This window comes from Aequorivita marisscotiae, assembly GCF_029814825.1.
GTDB classification, from domain to species: domain Bacteria; phylum Bacteroidota; class Bacteroidia; order Flavobacteriales; family Flavobacteriaceae; genus Aequorivita; species Aequorivita marisscotiae.
Genome location: NZ_CP122379.1, coordinates 921,839 through 939,259, shown reverse-complemented (window position 1 = coordinate 939,259; position 17,421 = coordinate 921,839). Strand labels below are relative to the sequence as shown.

The 17,421-nt window shown below is 36.6% G+C and carries 19 protein-coding genes; 11 read left to right on the top strand and 8 right to left on the bottom strand.

Features of this window, described 5'->3' with window-relative positions; translation table 11 throughout:
* Window positions 1-63 precede the first annotated feature (63 nt).
* From QCQ61_RS04405 to QCQ61_RS04380, 6 genes are all read left to right on the top strand, one after another.
* The gene (locus tag QCQ61_RS04405; RefSeq protein WP_279449532.1) at window positions 64-1,203 is read left to right on the top strand and encodes a hypothetical protein; all 1,140 of its coding nucleotides are present in this window, start codon (window positions 64-66) and stop codon (window positions 1,201-1,203) included.
* Entirely contained in the window at window positions 1,200-2,201 is a 1,002-nt protein-coding gene (locus tag QCQ61_RS04400) for a glycosyltransferase family protein (RefSeq protein WP_279449531.1), read from the top strand. Before QCQ61_RS04405 ends, QCQ61_RS04400 begins: the two co-directional genes overlap by 4 nt.
* A complete protein-coding gene (locus QCQ61_RS04395; RefSeq protein WP_279449529.1) occupies window positions 2,167-3,405 on the top strand; it encodes an O-antigen ligase family protein in 1,239 nt (412 codons plus the stop codon). Before QCQ61_RS04400 ends, QCQ61_RS04395 begins: the two co-directional genes overlap by 35 nt.
* Window positions 3,398-4,465, top strand: a complete 1,068-nt coding sequence (locus QCQ61_RS04390) for a glycosyltransferase family 4 protein (protein WP_279449527.1) — start codon at window positions 3,398-3,400, stop codon at window positions 4,463-4,465. Before QCQ61_RS04395 ends, QCQ61_RS04390 begins: the two co-directional genes overlap by 8 nt.
* A gap of 30 nt (window positions 4,466-4,495) precedes the next feature.
* Window positions 4,496-5,239 carry a WecB/TagA/CpsF family glycosyltransferase gene (locus QCQ61_RS04385; protein ID WP_279449525.1) on the top strand — a complete coding sequence of 248 codons (744 nt, stop codon included), beginning with the start codon at window positions 4,496-4,498 and terminating at the stop codon, window positions 5,237-5,239.
* Window positions 5,240-5,407: 168 nt separating this feature from the next.
* Window positions 5,408-5,719, top strand: coding sequence for a hypothetical protein (locus QCQ61_RS04380; RefSeq protein WP_279449523.1), 312 nt, complete (start codon window positions 5,408-5,410; stop codon window positions 5,717-5,719).
* 25 nt (window positions 5,720-5,744) lie between these two features.
* On the opposite strand, the gene QCQ61_RS04375 is transcribed toward QCQ61_RS04380, so the two are convergent.
* Window positions 5,745-6,380 (bottom strand): 2OG-Fe(II) oxygenase, encoded by a 636-nt coding sequence (locus QCQ61_RS04375; protein WP_279449521.1) that lies wholly within the window; start codon window positions 6,378-6,380, stop codon window positions 5,745-5,747.
* A gap of 187 nt (window positions 6,381-6,567) precedes the next feature.
* Here QCQ61_RS04375 and QCQ61_RS04370 point away from each other — a divergent pair, with 187 nt between their 5' ends.
* Entirely contained in the window at window positions 6,568-7,017 is a 450-nt protein-coding gene (locus QCQ61_RS04370) for a 6-pyruvoyl trahydropterin synthase family protein (protein WP_279449519.1), read from the top strand.
* 3 nt (window positions 7,018-7,020) lie between these two features.
* Here QCQ61_RS04370 and QCQ61_RS04365 read toward each other — a convergent pair whose 3' ends face one another.
* Window positions 7,021-7,341, bottom strand: a complete 321-nt coding sequence (locus tag QCQ61_RS04365) for a type II toxin-antitoxin system PemK/MazF family toxin (protein WP_279449517.1) — start codon at window positions 7,339-7,341, stop codon at window positions 7,021-7,023.
* On the bottom strand, window positions 7,335-7,589 hold the full coding sequence (locus QCQ61_RS04360) for an AbrB/MazE/SpoVT family DNA-binding domain-containing protein (RefSeq protein ID WP_279449516.1): 255 nt from the start codon (window positions 7,587-7,589) through the stop codon (window positions 7,335-7,337). Before QCQ61_RS04360 ends, QCQ61_RS04365 begins: the two co-directional genes overlap by 7 nt.
* A 97-nt stretch (window positions 7,590-7,686) precedes the next feature.
* On the opposite strand from QCQ61_RS04360, the gene QCQ61_RS04355 reads away from it, so the two are divergent.
* Window positions 7,687-8,454, top strand: a complete 768-nt coding sequence (locus QCQ61_RS04355) for a UDP-2,3-diacylglucosamine diphosphatase (RefSeq protein ID WP_279449515.1) — start codon at window positions 7,687-7,689, stop codon at window positions 8,452-8,454.
* A 70-nt stretch (window positions 8,455-8,524) separates the two neighbouring features.
* Here QCQ61_RS04355 and recJ read toward each other — a convergent pair whose 3' ends face one another.
* On the bottom strand, window positions 8,525-10,213 hold the full coding sequence (recJ, locus tag QCQ61_RS04350) for a single-stranded-DNA-specific exonuclease RecJ (protein ID WP_279450228.1): 1,689 nt from the start codon (window positions 10,211-10,213) through the stop codon (window positions 8,525-8,527).
* Window positions 10,214-10,385: 172 nt separating this feature from the next.
* Between recJ and QCQ61_RS04345 the strand changes: the two genes are divergently transcribed.
* The 3 genes from QCQ61_RS04345 (at window position 10,386) to QCQ61_RS04335 (ending at window position 14,106) form a co-directional block, all read left to right on the top strand.
* Window positions 10,386-11,873, top strand: coding sequence for a T9SS type A sorting domain-containing protein (locus QCQ61_RS04345; RefSeq protein WP_279449514.1), 1,488 nt, complete (start codon window positions 10,386-10,388; stop codon window positions 11,871-11,873).
* 39 nt (window positions 11,874-11,912) lie between these two features.
* Window positions 11,913-13,385: a T9SS type A sorting domain-containing protein gene (locus QCQ61_RS04340; protein ID WP_279449512.1), complete on the top strand. Its 1,473-nt coding sequence runs from the start codon at window positions 11,913-11,915 to the stop codon at window positions 13,383-13,385.
* A 133-nt stretch (window positions 13,386-13,518) separates the two neighbouring features.
* Window positions 13,519-14,106 (top strand): carboxymuconolactone decarboxylase family protein, encoded by a 588-nt coding sequence (locus QCQ61_RS04335; RefSeq protein ID WP_279449511.1) that lies wholly within the window; start codon window positions 13,519-13,521, stop codon window positions 14,104-14,106.
* Window positions 14,107-14,126: 20 nt separating this feature from the next.
* On the opposite strand, the gene QCQ61_RS04330 is transcribed toward QCQ61_RS04335, so the two are convergent.
* From QCQ61_RS04330 to QCQ61_RS04315, 4 genes are all read right to left on the bottom strand, one after another.
* Window positions 14,127-15,323, bottom strand: coding sequence for an ATP-binding protein (locus QCQ61_RS04330; protein WP_279449509.1), 1,197 nt, complete (start codon window positions 15,321-15,323; stop codon window positions 14,127-14,129).
* 101 nt (window positions 15,324-15,424) lie between these two features.
* The gene (rsmI, locus tag QCQ61_RS04325) at window positions 15,425-16,099 is read right to left on the bottom strand and encodes a 16S rRNA (cytidine(1402)-2'-O)-methyltransferase (protein WP_279449507.1); all 675 of its coding nucleotides are present in this window, start codon (window positions 16,097-16,099) and stop codon (window positions 15,425-15,427) included.
* Window positions 16,100-16,102: 3 nt separating this feature from the next.
* Window positions 16,103-16,459, bottom strand: coding sequence for a DoxX family protein (locus tag QCQ61_RS04320; protein ID WP_279449505.1), 357 nt, complete (start codon window positions 16,457-16,459; stop codon window positions 16,103-16,105).
* 9 nt (window positions 16,460-16,468) lie between these two features.
* The gene (locus QCQ61_RS04315) at window positions 16,469-17,260 is read right to left on the bottom strand and encodes a DUF8457 domain-containing protein (RefSeq protein WP_279449503.1); all 792 of its coding nucleotides are present in this window, start codon (window positions 17,258-17,260) and stop codon (window positions 16,469-16,471) included.
* Window positions 17,261-17,421 lie beyond the last annotated feature (161 nt).

Genomic DNA, 17,421 nt, shown 5'->3' with positions numbered 1-17,421 from the left:
GCCAGAAGATTCCATTAAGATAGTTAAGCCATAGTTTTATATATTTTACCCTAATTTGTCAACTTGAAAGTATTTAATCAAATAGTGTTAATAGTGCTTTTTCTTGCCATTGGCACAAAGACCTTGAGCGCCTTGGTTGCCATTTGTTTGGTAATATTGCTTGCAAGTGTATGGATTGACACCAAAAAAGGAAAATTGGAGGTTCCGCATTACATTATTTTGGTCTTTGGTCTTTATGTTTTTTTTCTTGTTTTGGGTATAATAAATGGTCACCCCAATCTGGTGCGCGACGTGAAGTTTCAGTTTTTTGGATTTGTATTTTATCTTTTTTTGGTAAATTTTAAGAACTTTAATCTGTTGCGCTTTTTGTTTATCCTAAATGCAATAGTAAGCGCTGTTTATATTTTTATTTATCTGGGTTTGGTACCAAGTTTATGGAATGAATCCATAGCAGGAATGGAAGGTAGGTTGTATGGACCGTCCATTATACCTATAGTTCTCATCGGTTTTTATTATTTATACAACAGAATGTCTTTTGACATGCCCTTGGGTATTTCTTGGCTGTTAGCGTTAGTCTATCTCTTTATGACGTCAAATCTTATGAATCTTGTAACCGCAGGAATACTTTTGGGTCTGATAGTTGTAAATGTTTATAAAATTTTTAAACCTGCATTTCTGGTTGGGTTTGCAATAATTCTGGTGGGATCAATTGCTTTTTTTAATTCAGATTTTGCGCCAGAAGCTATCAAAACCAAATTGCCTTATATTTTAAAGCCTTGGGAATACGCCAGTTTAAAGACTCGTATAACCGATTTTGGGATGGCGTTACGCGCTGAGGATTTTACTTGGTCTGAAAAATTAATTGGCGAAGGTTTTGGTGCGAGTACAACTATTTATCGCGAAAACGAAATAGCCGTAAGCTTAAGCGGTAAAATTACTTTTCAAGAAATTGACAATGGATTTTATTACCTCTATCATCGAGGCGGATTTTTATTGCTGTTTTTGTTTTTACTAGCAAACATTTACTTAATTTATAAAATTCCATCACTCAAAGCGAAGTTGGGTTTTATATTCATTGTGGTTTTTACAAACTTGCTTTCCATTCACTACTTTAATAATGTTTTCTATTTAATAATACCATTTCTTATCTTAGAAACAGGAATAAATAAAAAAGAGGAAGACACAAAAAAGTTGGAGGCATGAGGAACAGCTTATATGTAGTTCCAGATGTCGCCAAGGTTTCTGGTGGACCCAAAACCAGAATCTCATTATTTAAAAATATTTTTGAAAAAGAAGGAAATTTTATCTTTAATAAAAAGAACAAGCATAATACGCTTTTCAGAAAATCAGAGATAGCCTACGTTGAATCCGCAACCAATCGCATAGCTCTTATTGACATTCCGTGCCTCTTTTTCTTAAGGCTGCGTTCTAAAAAAACAATCGTCTTTATCCGCGATATTTATATTGAATTATTTCCGGAAGAATACAACACTTTTAGAGGCAAGATCACTTATTTTTCTAACAAGCTGAGCAATTTCTATTTAACCTTGATTTCCACTTCAATGGTTTTTCCCACCGTAGAAATGGGCGAAGTCTTTTTTCAAAAAAACAAGTTTTTTCCAAAACGGCCATTTACAGATTTACCGCCGGGAACACACGATATTACCCAAAACCGAAAGCTACCCAATTTCTCAGAAAAACTTGGTATTCTCTATTTGGGTAGCTTGGGCTATACAAATTCGGGCTACCAAAATTTTATTGACTTTGCCGAAATGTATAAAAACGAATACAATTTCTATATCCTCTCTGGCGACAAAGATTTAAAAGAAAAGGTAACGGCAGGTCACATACAATTAGGAAAAGTACCAAGAAAGAACATTCCACAATTTATTGCTGAAAACAATATTGCATTTGCCTTCCATACACGTCCCAGAAATATATACGACGATATTACGTTTCCTATTAAGATGTTTGATTTTTTAAGCTTTCAGCTGCCGTTTTTTTCTGAAGAACACAATCCGGCAAAAAGATTGTTAGGCAACGATTACCCACTTTTTGCATCTTTTGAAAACAACGAGGAAATTCATCGAAAAATAAAAAGCATTAACCCACAGGAATATCAGGAAATACTGAACCTGATTAAAGAGACAGCCCTTAATAACACGTATGATAAAAGGTATAAAAAGCTACTGGAGCAATAAATCTATTTGGCAGATTTTATTTGAAACTAGCACCTATTTATTTGTAGCAACCTTACCGTTATGGGACAAGCTAAATACACTGGTGCTGTGGCTATTCGTGGCTTCGTCTATCTTTCTTTTAAAACCAAGAGAGCGGCTGGAAAATATAAAACAGAACAAGACTGCTTTTATGGGTTTGTTTGCGTTGTATCTCTTGTTTATAATAGGATGGCTACTTTCAACGGAGACTAAAGATGCATTGCGCGATATGGAACGCACGCTAACCCTCGTTATAATTCCCTTAATTCTTTTGTCTCACAAACGTGAAGATTTCAATTTAAAAAAAATGTACGTTGCATTTGGAGTGGGACTCTTTACGGCAATGGTTATTTGCTGGGCGGTAATAATTGAATCTATTTTAACCAACGCTACCCCGTGGGTACAAGCTGGCTACTTTTTTAAATGGGTTTATAACGGTTGGAATGCAGTAGCCCCTTTAGAAGGTCATCCCAGTTATTTTGCCGTAATGTTGGTAATATTTATTGTGGGACTTATACGGATGCCAGCATTTAAAAACGTACGAAAAAATAAATTTAAATTTATCCTACTTTTAGCACCCTTTTTCCTCTTTTTAATCGAAACGAGCAGTAGAATTGGCGTAATCTGTCTGGTGGTAATTGCCGTAGTAACAATTTTTAAAAAGCTTGAAATTAAGAGAATATTTTATGTAATTGGCTTACTGATTGCATTGGCAATACTATCTCTAAAGTTTGATTATTTAGGTTCAAAAATGTCGCAAATCGTAGATTCTAAAGGAAATATAACCCTTGATAGGTACGACAGATGGGGCGCAATACTCACAGATTTTAAGGTCCGTGAAAGTTGGATTTTTGGTATCGGAACTGGCGATTCGCAGGAACTCTATAATATTGCCTATAGCAAAAATGGGTTTATGGTCGCATTAAAGAATGAATATAACGCCCACAGCCAATACTTGGAATTTCTAATTTCCAATGGAATGTTGGGGTTGTTGGTTTATTTGGGAGTGCTGTTTATCTTTTTCAAAAAAACCAGATTAAAGGGAGAGGCGCTTAGTTTATTTATAATAATTGTGCTGTTTTCAGGTTCAGAAACCATTTTTGGCATAAGTAAAGGTGTTTTTATATTTGCTTTTTTCTATGCACTTTTTATTCTTTTATATTCAAAGCGAGCGGTAAATGTCTAAAAAACAACGATTGTACCTCGTATCAAACATGTATCCGTCCACAGAAAATGTGCGCTACGGTATTTTTGTGAAAAATTTTGAAATAGCAGTTTCAGATTTTTTTGAAGTTGAAAAAGTAGTGCTTACCAAAAAATATTCCTTCCTATCCAAGTTTTTAGGGTATTTGAAATTGTATTTTCAAATAATACAGCTCTATTTTAAAAGCGGAAAAAATGATTTGGTGTATGTGCATTTTCCACTGCACGTGGCGCTAGCCTTAGTGCCATTGTGGTGGCTAAACCGCAAAGTAGTTTTAAACTTTCACGGCAGTGATCTTATTTTTAATACTACATTTAAAAAAGCACTATCGTTTTTCTTAAAGCCGGGTTTAAAAAAATCGACCATTGTGTTGCCGTCCAACTATTACAAAGAAAAACTCATTGCAAAATTTAATATTTCTAAGTCAAAATTATTCGTTTATCCTTCCGGAGGCATTAATAGCAAAGTGTTTTCTCCAAACCGAAAAAGCGAGAATTCCAGTTTTATAATAGGTTTTGTTTCAAACTTTATAGAAGGAAAAGGATGGCGCATTTTTTTGGATGCGCTTAAGAAAATCAAAAGTGAAAATAGCATTACCAATTTTGAAATACTCATGGTTGGCGATGGCCCAGACAAGCCAGAAATAGAAGATTTACTTGCCGACTTGGATATTAAATTTGAAATTATTTCAAACATTTCACAGAAAGAACTCGCAGCTATTTATAACCAAATGAATGTCTTCATTTTTCCCACGTATCGGGAAGAGGAAAGTCTTGGACTCGTTGGCCTCGAAGCAATGGCCTGTGGAATCCCAGTAATAGCCACTAAAATTGGTGGCCCTTTGGGATATATTGTGGATAATGAAAATGGTTTTCTTTTTGATATAAAGAATGCCACTATGCTAGCTGAAAAAATTCTGGATTTTTACAAACTGCCCGAAATTGAGAAAAATAAAATGAAGCGCAATGCAATCACTACAGCCCAAAATTATGATTCACTGACTGTAAATAAAGATCTTGTAGCATTTTTAAAGAACTTGTAAACACTATCTTTGCATCTTTAAATAATAATCGTGAGTACCGAGAAAAGAATAAAAATCCTTAACACTACCATAGATAACCTTTCTATGCAAGAAACCCTTGCTCTGGTTCAGGAAAAAATACAGAAGGGAGAACAGCTCCATCACGTAGTGGTAAACGCCGGAAAAGTGGTGGCGATGCAGAAGAATAAAGAGCTGCGCCACAGTGTAAATGAATGTAGTATAATAAACGCTGATGGGCAATCGGTTGTTTGGGCTTCGCGGTTTTTAGGGAAACCTCTAAAAGAGCGCGTTGCAGGAATAGACTTAATGGCGAGCCTTGTGGAAATGGCATATAAAAACCATAATAAAATCTTTCTTTTTGGAGCAAAAGAAGAAGTGGTTAAAAATGTAGTTGAAAAATATTCCGAAATCTACAGTCCAGAAATTATTGCTGGTTATAGAAACGGTTATTTCACTCCTTCCGAAGAAGCGGAAATTGCCAAACAGATTGCAGACAGTGGCACCCAAATGCTTTTCGTTGCAATCTCTTCGCCCATCAAAGAAAATTTTCTTTATAAATATCGCGATATCCTTAAAGATGTAAACTTAATTATGGGTGTTGGCGGCAGTTTTGACGTTGTGGCTGGAAAAACAAAACGCGCTCCACATTGGATGCAAACCTCAGGTTTAGAATGGTTTTATCGCTTTGCCCAAGAGCCTAAACGCATGTGGAAGCGCTATCTTGTAGGCAATTCTAAATTTATATATTTGGTGTTGAAAGAACGATTTTCATAATCGCGTTTACTATTTAAATTCTTTAAAATCTTACTATGGATTGGTTAAAGTTTTTTGGTGGCCCTGGGCTTTTTTTATTTCTGGCCGTTTTGGTTATTGTCGTCGTTCTATATCAAAAATTGAAAAAACGCTAAAGTTATTTGGCTTTTTCCTCTGAATTTTTTTACCGTGAAAACACCTTCCGAAATATTTAAAAACAATCCTGAAATACAGCAAAATCCATCGGTTAAAGAACTTATTTCAGAATACGAAGCAGTTTGCGATGCGCTTATAGATTTGCAGCAGATTTCAGAAATGAGCAAAGAAAAATATCTGAAAATTCTTTTACTCGAAATCCGCCAAAGTATTTCAATGGAATTAAATCGCGATCTCGAAGCCGAACGATTTGGCGAAACAGAGCGTGTAAATTTTAAACATGCAATTGAAAATCTTCGGGAGTATATAGATGAATATTGTCGCGACCACAAAATTTATCTCTGAAACCAAAAAAGGAATACACGAAAAACTAACGCGTTTTTAGCCAACCGGTAATACTCATGCGTTCCGAAGCTTTTACAACTTTTACTTCGTGCTCCAAAATTTGACTTTCAAAAATAACAATACGTCCCGGAATCGGTAAAATATTTAAATCTTCATTTTCGGTATAAATAGTGAGCTCGCCTCCATTTTCTGCCAACCAGTTGTCTTCGTTTAAATAGCAAACTATAGAAAGCTTACGTCGGTCGTCATTCTGAAAGGTATCTAAATGCCGCTTATAAAAAGTGCCGGTTGGATACACAGCGTAGTGAAACTCTTTATGAAGAATTCCTAAAAAACAGGTTTTGTTTAAATAATTAACCAGGTCATTTATTTTTTTGAAGAAAACAAGTTCTGCTTCATTTGCGCTATTTTCATCCATCCAAAGAATAAAATCACCACGAACTGATTTGTCAATTTCTTCATTCGTTTTACTGCCAATTGCAGATTTTTTAAATCTATCTGCGTCGTATTTTGCAATTAGTGAGTTGCGTAAAACCACTACTTCTTCCGAAGAAAAAAAGTTGTTTACAATGCTGTATTGCTTGTCCAACAAGTTATCTATAATAGTTTCGAACAGCGGGTTTTCAACAAATTCCAATTGCTCAAAAAGTTCTTCGGTCATTTTATATTCTTTTAAGAAAACGCGCAAATATAGCGCAGAAAGTCATTGGTTTTACACGTGCTATAAACTAAAATATATGCGGTTTGAGGAGGATATTTTTGTTCGTAAAATTCAGCTTCAATTTTCAAAAGGTAGAAAATAAAGCACGGGCGAAGAAAGTTGTATCTTTGCTGCCCAACTTTACGTTATGAACCAGATACGCATTACCAAGATTTTTTCTTTTGAAACCGGACACGCACTTTACGGCTACGACGGCAAATGCCGAAATGTACACGGCCACAGTTACAAACTTTCGGTAACGGTAATTGGCAGCCCAATTTCAGATAGCAAAAATGTGAAATTTGGGATGGTAATAGATTTTAGCGACCTAAAAAAAATCGTAAAAGAAGAAATTGTAGATGTATTTGATCACGCAACCGTTTTCAATAAAAATACGCCACACGTAGAATTGGCAAAGGAATTGAGCGACCGCGGCCACAGTGTACTTTTGGTAGATTACCAACCTACCAGCGAAATGATGGTGATTGATTTTTCTGAAAAAATAAAAAATCGTTTGCCGAAAAACATTCAGCTTCACTCCCTCAGATTGCAGGAAACCGACAGCAGTTATGCGGAATGGTTTGCGGGAGATAATTAACAATTATTCAATTAAATATTCTGAAAGAATTGTTTTTAATTCCTTGATGGATCTCTTGTTCAAGCTATCCATCTTGTTGCCTAATCGCAACTTATCTATGCATCTTATTTGATCTAATGCTACTTGCCCTCTTTTGCCTTTTAAAATAATCTCAATTCGCATCGGAAAATTTCTAAGGGTAGAAGTAATGGGCGCTACCAAGAGTGTATTTAAAATTTTATTTGAAAAATCTGGAGATATTATAAGACAAGGACGCGTTTTTTTAATCTCACTTCCAACGGTTGGATCTAAGTTCACCCAATAAATATCGTATTGTTTTACCATTCCCAATCAGAATTATTTTCTTCTTCGAAAAAATCTGGCATCAATCTTTCGGGCTGCCCATATTTAGTCACATCTTCTGCCAGCATTTCTTCCCACCCTTCACGAGGTTTAGATTTTGCAGCTGTAATGATCATTTTGTCATCTTCAATTTCGATGGCAACTTTTTCCTCGAGGCCGATGAGCTTCAGAAATTTGGCTGGTATAATGATTCCTTTTGAATTACCAATCTTTATTATTTTCGCTTCCATTTTTGAAAAATTTACACAAAGTTAATACATTGTTATAACAAAACATACAACTTAATAAAAAAGTACTCCGACAATTCACTTTCACTATCTTTGCTCCATGCAAATCCCGCAAGGCAAGAAAATATACTTTTCCAGCGATAATCATCTTGGCGCGCCCACACAGGCCGAAAGCTTGCCGCGCGAAAAGATTTTTGTGAAATGGCTGGACACTATAAAACACGATGCCGAAGCAATTTTCCTGCTCGGCGACCTTTTTGATTTTTGGTTTGAATATAAAACTGTTGTACCAAAAGGTTTTGTTCGTGTTTTGGGGAAATTGGCAGAGCTTCGTGATAGCGGCATCCAAATTCACTTTTTTGTGGGCAACCACGATTTGTGGATGCACGATTATTTTGAAAAAGAACTCAATATTCCAGTATATCACGACCCGAAAGAGTTTGTTTTTAATAACAAACATTTTTTTATTGGTCACGGCGATGGAAAAGGTCCGGGCGATAAAGGTTACAAGCGGATGAAGAAAGTTTTTACCAATCCGCTTTCGCAGTGGCTATTCCGGTGGTTGCATCCCGATATTGGAGTGCGATTGGCACAACATCTTTCGGTAAAAAACAAATTGATTTCCGGCGATGAGGACAAAGCGTTTTTAGGTGAGGAAAAGGAATGGTTGGCCCAATACGCCAAACGAAAATTGGAAAGGAAACATTTTGATTATTTTATCTTTGGGCATCGCCATTTGCCGATGGAAATAAAGGTTGGCGACAATTCAACCTATTATAATCTTGGCGATTGGATAAACCATTATACCTACGGCGTTTTTGATGGCGAACGGTTTGAATTGAGGGAATTCAAACCCCATTCATTGTAATCGTTTTACGGATGTGTCGTGATTGTAGGAACAAGGCTTGCCTTGTCCCTACAACGGTTCCGGGTCAATATTAACGAATATCTTTTAAACGTAATTGCAGGCTAATGTTTCCTTGCCATTCGTTTTCATCAATACAATACGCTGCCATAAAAGGTTTTCCGCCGCAGGCGATATCTTGTTTATCTGCCAAACCAAACCCAATTCCCGTAAATTGGTTCGAATTTCCTTGTTTCACCACGACGCGTAAATGTGTTTTATCTTCCCCCACACATTTTCCCCAACCGGTATCCATTAGGTTTTGGGTCATAAAAGTGGGTGTCATATTTCCAGGGCCGAAAGGGGCAAATTGTTTTAAAATTCTGAAAAATTTTGGGGTGATGTCTTGCAGGTTTATTTCGGTATCTATTCTAATTTCGGGGGTAAGCAAATGTGGATCAATGGTTTCTGAAACCACGCGTTCAAATTCATTTTTAAAATTTTCGAAATCTTTTTCAAATAATGTTAAACCTGCGGCATACATATGCCCTCCGAATTGCTCGATGTGTTCCGAACAACTTTCCAACGCATTATACACATCAAATCCCTTCACAGATCGGGCCGATGCAGCAAGCTTTTCGCCACTTTTGGTAAACACTAAAGTTGGGCGATAATAGGTTTCGGTCAATCGGGAAGCCACAATGCCAATAACCCCTTTGTGCCAGTTTTCTTGATAAACAACAGTGGTTTTACGTGCTTCTTCTTTATTAGCAATTATTTGCTGTAGTGCCTCCTCTGTAATTTGTTTGTCTGCTTCACGTCGGTCCGTGTTAAAAGTTTCAATCTCCGCGGCGTACGTTTGGGCTTTCTCAAAATCTGTTTCAGTAAGGAGCGCAACAGCGTGGTTTCCGTGTTTCATTCGTCCGGCGGCGTTGATGCGCGGGGCTATTATAAAAACTACATCGGTAATGGTAAGTTTTTCCTTTTTTACTTGCTTTAAGATTGCTTGTATTCCCGTTCGTGGATTGCTGTTTATTACTTTAAGACCGTAGTGTGCAAGGATGCGGTTTTCACCGGTGATTGGTACAATATCTGCTGCAATTGCAGTAGCTACCAAATCTAAATACAGCAATAAATCTTCAAGCTGTAAACCTCGTTTTTCGGCTAAAGCTTGAATTAATTTGAAACCAACACCGCACCCGCAAAGTTCCTTGTACGGATAGAAGCAATCATCCCGTTTTGGGTCGAGTACGGCCACGGCTTTCGGAATTTCCTTCCCCGGTCGGTGGTGATCGCAAATGATAAAATCGATATTTTTTTCGGATGCGTAGCCAACTTTGTCGATGGCTTTTATACCGCAATCTAAAGCTATAATTAACGAAAAACCATTGTCTTCGGCATAATCAATTCCTTTATACGATACGCCATACCCTTCGTTATAACGGTCGGGAATATAGGTTGAAACATTAGGGTAATAACTTTTTAAGTATGAAGAAAGCAAGGCAACGCTTGTGGTTCCATCTACATCGTAATCACCGTAAACCAATATGTATTCTTCATTTTCAATTGCTTTTTGAATGCGCAAAACCGCCTTATCCATATCTTTCATAAGATACGGATCGTGAAGATTGTCCAAATTTGGGCGAAAAAATTTTTCGGCTTCTTCAAAAGTTTCTACCCCGCGCTGTACCAAAAGCGAAGCAATAAGTGGTTCAATCTTCAAGGCTTTTGAAAGTGAATTTACTTTTTCGGGATCGGGTTTTGGTTTTAGGGTCCAGCGCATATACTTCGAAAATTTCAAAGTTTAAAATTACAAATTCCAAAAATAGATTGCGATTATTTAATTATGGGAAGCGCTATAAATTTACAAAATTTGGTGGAAAATATTTGCTGTATTTGAAAATTTAGTATCTTGTAGGAATAATTCTCCCCTTTATTCATAAAATCTCAATATTATGAAAATAGTTTTACTTTTTTTAGTGGGAATGTTCTCGACTTTAGGACTTGCCCAAGACGGCAGTTTAGATGTTTCGTTTGGAAACAATGGAACCGTACAAACCGATATTGCAGGCGATACGGATATGGCCATTTCAATTGCACAGCAAACAGATGAAAAACTATTGGTGGCGGGACAGTTTAAAATTCAAGGACAAGCTTTTCCGTCTATAGCTAGATATAACCTAAATGGTACTTTAGATACTTCTTTTGGTACAAATGGGGTAACAGTTTTTAATGGTGCAGGTTATGAAGAGGAATATTACAGAAAGGTTTTAAGCCAAAGTGATGGTAAAATTGTTGCTAGTGGATCATTTAGTCTGACTGCTAATTCTGAGTTTGTAGTTAACCGATTTTTAGCCGATGGCTCAGTAGATACTAGTTTCGGGAATAGTGGAGAACTGATAGTATTTCCCGAGAGTATTTATAGTGGCGAGATGGTACTTTTAAATGATGATTCGCTTTTAGCAGCGGGTAGATTATTTGAAAATGGAATATCTAAAATTGGCTTGAAAAAATATTTGCCTGACGGAACTTTAGACTCTACTTTTGGAAATAATGGCGTGGTAATTACAGAAGTAGGAAATGAATCAAACTCGGCTCAAAAAATAGAAATAACGTCTAATAACAAAATAGTCGTCCTCGGCATAAGTCAAGAAAACGGTGTTACATCTCAAGTGCTATTGCGTTACTTGTCTAATGGTACATTGGATACGTCGTTTGGCAGTAATGGAATAGTGAGCATAACGAATGAACCTGATTATTCATCAAACCATATTGCTCTGTACAATGATGGTAAAATTGCAGTTCACAGTTCTTTTTTGGATTGGCAGTTTGATATAATGAATAATTTAATTTTCAGATACCTACCTGATGGAAGTTTTGATACATCTTTTGGCAATAATGGGTATATAAATCCGAACAGAAATAATTTTATAATAAGCAACATTGAAGTTCAAGAGAACCAAAGATTGTTAGTTTTTGGAGAGCTTACTGATTTTTTTGAGGGTGGCGGACCGTTTTTTATGAAGCGGTATTACATTGATGGATATGTGGATACAGGTTTTAATTTCGTCACAAATTCTACTGAGTATTTTGTAACAGATATGTTAATTCAACAGGACGGTAAAATCACTTGTTTGGCCAATACAGCTTGGTACAATGGGCAAGAAGATATTATTATGGAGCGCCGTGTTAATAATCCTTTGTCCACTCCCGAATTTGAAAACCAAAAAACAACTATTTACCCAAATCCCTCAAACGGAATTTTCACCATTGAACGCGAATTTCCTGAAACTACGGAGTACCAAATAACTGATATTACTGGAAAAGTTATTGCCACTGGTGAATTGACTGAAACGCAATCACAGCTAAATCTTGCCGCTGTCCAAAGTGGCGTTTATTTTCTGAAAACTTCAAATAGTGTGTTTCGTTTACTGAAGAATTGAGTTGAAAAAATTTCTTCGGAAGCATTAAAACTTGAAAATATGAAAATACTTTTACTTTTTTTAATAGGAATAGCTTCAACACTTACCTATTCGCAGGATGGAACACTTGATACATCTTTTGGGAATAATGGCTTTGCAATTACCGATTTTTTTGGAAGGAGCGACAGAGGTACTTCCATAGCTGTTCAAGATAATGGAAGAATAATAATTTATGGTTTTGCAAGCCACTCCGGAGGCGGTTTTTCTTACGCACTTGCTGGACATCTGCCCGATGGCAGCTTGGATTCTACTTTTGGAATAGGAGGATTGGTAACTACGCAAATTGGAAATTTTTACGAGGAATACTTTAATTCACTTCACATTCAGCCCGATCAAAAAATTATAACCTCCACAACATTTTTTGAAAATGGAGAAGTAGGCTTTCTATTGGTTCGCTATTTACCAAATGGCACTTTAGATACATCTTTTGGCACGGACGGAATTGTAAAAACCAGTTATGCCGAAAACTATTTAAGCGGCACTGTGTTGCTTCCCGACGCTAAAATATTGGCAGGGGGAAGTTCAACAAATGGAGGCGACAATTCTATTTTACTGGTAAAGTATTTGCCAGATGGGTCGCTGGACACTTCATTTGGCACAAATGGAAGTCTCTTTCATTTTATAAATAATGAATCCTTTAAAGTTTTTGGCATTAAGGTACAAAGCGATAATAAAATAGTAGTGCCTTATAAAACCGAAGAGAATTTTGTAAAAAAATTCCAAATCGCCAGATTTTTACCTAATGGCGATTTGGACAATGATTTTGGAGTTGATGGTATTGTTGAAATAGAGTCGTCCTCTGAAGTATTTCATTCATCTATCACTATTCAAGACGATGGAAAAATACTAACCTCGTTGAGAACACAACCCGGAACTTCCATAAAAAGATTCCTGCCAAGTGGTGAAATTGACACTTCATTTGGAAATAATGGAACGGCAATTATTGACGGCGATATATTTACTGCCCTTAAAATTTTGATTCAGCCAGATAACAACATAATTGTTTTTGGAGTTACTTTTGGGTTTGAGCCCGATTTTAACAGGACTTATAGATTTAATTCAGAAGGAATACTTGACACTACTTTTGGCGCTAACGGCTACACTGCGCTGGGTTTTGAAGGTGCCGATATTGCTTTTCAGCAGGACGGAAAACTCGTAATTGGAGGCAATACATTTTTCTACAGTGGCAGCGAAAGCTTGGTTGTGGCTCGTCTTATTAATGGTCCATTAAGTGTTTCAGAATTTGAAAACGATAGCTTTAAAATTTACCCAAACCCATCAAATGGAATTTTCACTATTGAACGCGAATTGTTTTCTGAAAACACACCTTTCCAAATAACAGATATTACAGGAAAAATTATCTCTTCCGGTGAATTGACTGAAAAGCAAACACAGCTAAATCTTGCCGCTGTCCAAAGTGGCGTTTATTTTCTGAAAACTTCAAAGAGTGTTTTTCGTTTATTGAAGAATTAAATATTCTATTTCATATTGATTCAGTTCAGTTTGACACATTTAGATGTTGAAATTTATTTTAATTTCGAAGCAGTGTTTTGGTATTTGCCATTGGCAATTCATATCTTCGGCAAAAATTATTTAAAAATCACCGATGGCTCTAGTAATTCCACTTTCTCCAAACTACGATGCAGACACCCAACAGTTAGCCAAGTTTTTTAATGAAACACTTGGTTTTTGTCCCAACAGCGTGCTTACTATGCAGCATCGACCGGCAATTAGCAAAGCGTTTATCAACCTCAACAAAGCCGTAATGGCGAATGAAGGCCGCGTTACTTCAGCTTTAAAACGAATGATTGCTTGGGTGAGCAGTAATGCCACGGGTTGCCGCTATTGCCAAGCACACGCCATTCGCGCTGCCGAACGTTACGGAGCCGAGCAGGAGCAACTTGATAATATTTGGGAATACAGAACCCATCCTGCATTTTCAGAGGCTGAACGCGCTGCTTTGGATTTTTCACTCGCTGCCAGCCAAGTACCAAATGCCGTTGATGAGAAAATAAAACAAAGACTTTACAATAATTGGGATGAAGGCGAAATTGTAGAAATGCTGGGCGTGATTTCGCTCTTTGGATACTTAAACCGTTGGAATGACTCAATGGGTACTTCAATTGAAAAAGGTGCTGTAGAAAGTGGCGAGCAATATCTCGGGAAACATGGGTGGAATAAAGGAAAGCACTAGTAATTTTAGATTGATAACTATTAGTACATTAATCCAAAAAGATGTAATGGAATAATGTTTAAGGCTCCAATTTCAATATCATCTTTAAGTATAAAAGCATCTTTGAGATCTTTAATCTGATGTGTAGTTTTATTTTTGCCTCCTATTTCAACGGTATATTTTCTGTTTACGATAAAATCACCTTTTTTAACAAGGTGAATTTCATGAATATGTTTTAATTGATTGGCAAAAAATGTTTCGCGTAGGGTTCCTTGCTCTAGTTGACTTTGTGCAAGTGCATAAATTAAATTAGTATTGTTGAGGTATAATTTTTCAGGTTTGGTGAATGCACCAATGCCTTTTAAAGGAGTAAAGAATTCATGAATAAGTTCGGCTCGATCTAATATTTTGAGTGAATTCAACAGAAAATTCCTTGAAAAACCCAAGCGCTCACTAAGTTTTGAAACGTTGGGCGTAAATGGGGCACTTTGTGCAATAGCAACGAGCAGCTTTTTTATTTTCCGACTTTCTTGATACGGGATGTTTTCTACTGAACTTACATCTATCTCGAGCATTAAATTAATGGTATCTAAAAGTTTGGGATAATAATTGTCAATTCCCTCAAAGCTATAAGGATAGCAGCCGTATTTTAGATATTCCTTGAATTCTGCTACTGGGAATTTAACATGCTTTTTAAGTTCTAGTGCTACTTCTTTTTGATTTTTGAGAATATATTCGAAATTGAAAGATGGTACATTGAGGTTATGTTTTATATTCAAATATTCACGAAACGACATTTCCTTTAAAATATATTTCACCGCCCGTCGACTTAGATCGGATTCTCCTTTATTTATTTCAAGAATGGAGGAAGATGTAAATATTACATTTAGAGAAGGTAATTGGTCGTAAATCAGCTTTAATTCCCGAGACCAGTTCGGGTATTTGTGTACCTCGTCTAAAAACAAATGTGTTCCGCCTTGTACTGCAAATTCCTCCGCCAAACCAATTAAGGTATGGTTCATAAAATATAGATTGTCTAAGGAAGTGTACAAAGGTTTTTCCGCTTCGGAAAGATGAAATTTTATACGTTGAAGCAATAGGGTTGTTTTCCCAGAGCCTCTAGCACCCTTTATCCCGATAAGCCGTTGCGACCAATCAATTTGCTCCAACAAGTACCGTTCTTTTTGGATATTTAAAGCATCTAAAATACGTTCGCTGATTATGAAAAGCTCTTTCATTTTGTTTTTTATGAAAAACAAATATAATAAATATTGTTTACGACAAAAAACAAAATAAACAAAAAGTGTTTTTTATAAAAAACATTATGTAAAACGAAAAACTATTTCTTCCCGGCAACTACAATAACAATCTCCCCCTTCGGCGGCTTGTTTTCAAAATGGTTTAAAACTTCTTCGGCAGTGCCGCGGACGGTTTCTTCGTGTAGTTTTGTGAGTTCGCGCGAAACGGAAACTCGTCTTTCTGTGCCAAAATATTTCACAAACTGTGCGAGTGTTTTCAAAAGCTTGTGCGGCGATTCGTAGAAAATAATAGTTCGGGTTTCTTCGGCTAAAAGTTCCAAGCGGGTTTGTCTTCCTTTTTTCACAGGGAGAAATCCTTCAAATACAAATTTATCGTTTGGGAAACCGCTGTTAACTAATGCGGGAACAAAGGCAGTCGCGCCAGGCAAACAATCTACTTCAATACCAGCTTCAACACAGGCACGGGTTAATAGAAATCCTGGGTCGCTAATGGCCGGAGTTCCGGCATCGCTAATTAACGCAATGTTTTCACCGTTTTGAATTCGTTTTACAATGCCTTCCACCGTTTTGTGCTCGTTGTGCATGTGGTGCGAATGCATTTGGGTACCTATTTTAAAATGTTTTAATAGTTTTCCGCTATTGCGCGTATCTTCGGCGAGAATTAAATCTACTTCATTCAGTACTTCTACCGCACGAAAAGTCATATCTTTTAAATTGCCGATGGGTGTGGGTACCAAATAGAGTTTTCCCGTCATAATTTATGGGCGTACGGTTTTTCCGAAGAAGTATGAAATTAATAATACCAAAATTCCAAACAATGGCAGCGTCATTCCTGGGTCGCCAATTCGGTAAAGGGCAAAGCAGGCCAATACCAAATCGAAAAAAAGCCCTGCATAGGCCCACTCCATAACCCATTTTGGCCTTCGTAAAATTATAAATACAATGGCAGAAATTTTAGCAAGCGCCATCGGAATTACCAAATAGGAAGGATATTGATAATCTTGATATGTACCTTCAATTACCGCGGTATCTGTTAAATAAGTAAATGCCGAATATAAAAATAATGCGCTAAGCAGGCTTGTGGCTATCCAATAAATGGTTTTTTGGGCTGTCATGACATTTATTTAGTTAAAGCGTTTTTCAATGATATTCATAAAACGTTCAGAATATTCTTCTTTATCTAACCAATAATTATAATCTGGCTTTACTTTTGCCTTCACGAAATTTTGTACTTCATCAAAATTATCCATCGTGTTAATTTGTGAAAGTACCCGGGTGTAATCTTCGGCGTGACCGTCAAAGAGATGCTTTATAAAGGCTAAACGATCATTGAGCCCAATATTTAGTCCTTTGTTAATAGTTTCGTTTAGCGATTTTGGACGAGATTCTTTTAATGTTTTGCTCGCCTTTTCTCCTTCCGAAGCTTTTGGGAAGAGCCCGGTTGTTTTTCTTTCAAATTCGGGCATTTGCTGATAATTTGAAGCAAATTCCTCCAAATCGTTTTTTGTGTATTTTACCGAAGGCTTTTCCTTAACCTGTACCGAGGTTGCCGCTTGGTTTTTTGGCATCATTTCTTCCAGTAATTCGTCAATACGCTCGCTTTCTTCGGGCATTTGGGCTACAATATCTTTTATTTTTTCCATCAAAGGTTCAATAAGATCTTCTTTATGTTCTGGTTGTGGCACGGGTTCGGGCTCCGTAAACCAGTTTTCTTCGCGGAAACTTTTTGAATCTAAGGAATCTATAGTGCTATCTTCGGGCGTATCTTCCAACTGATTTTCAAGATATTCGAGCACAGATAATTTTTCGTATAGTTCGCCAACTAACCCCTTTAAATATGCGGTTTTACAAGTACTTTCTTCTTCAATTAGCTGCTTGGCGAGCGCTGTTACCTGCTCGCGGACTTTCTTCTTCATATCTTTTTAAATTAAACGGATTTTCTATTTTGTTTTTATAAATTTACGCATCCTATATGTAAACGTCAACTATTTTTGTTTCTTGTTTAAAACCAATATTTTACAAAGGTTTTAAACCGTATTTTAGTTGCGTTTACTTTTGTAAATAGATTTGTGTTCAT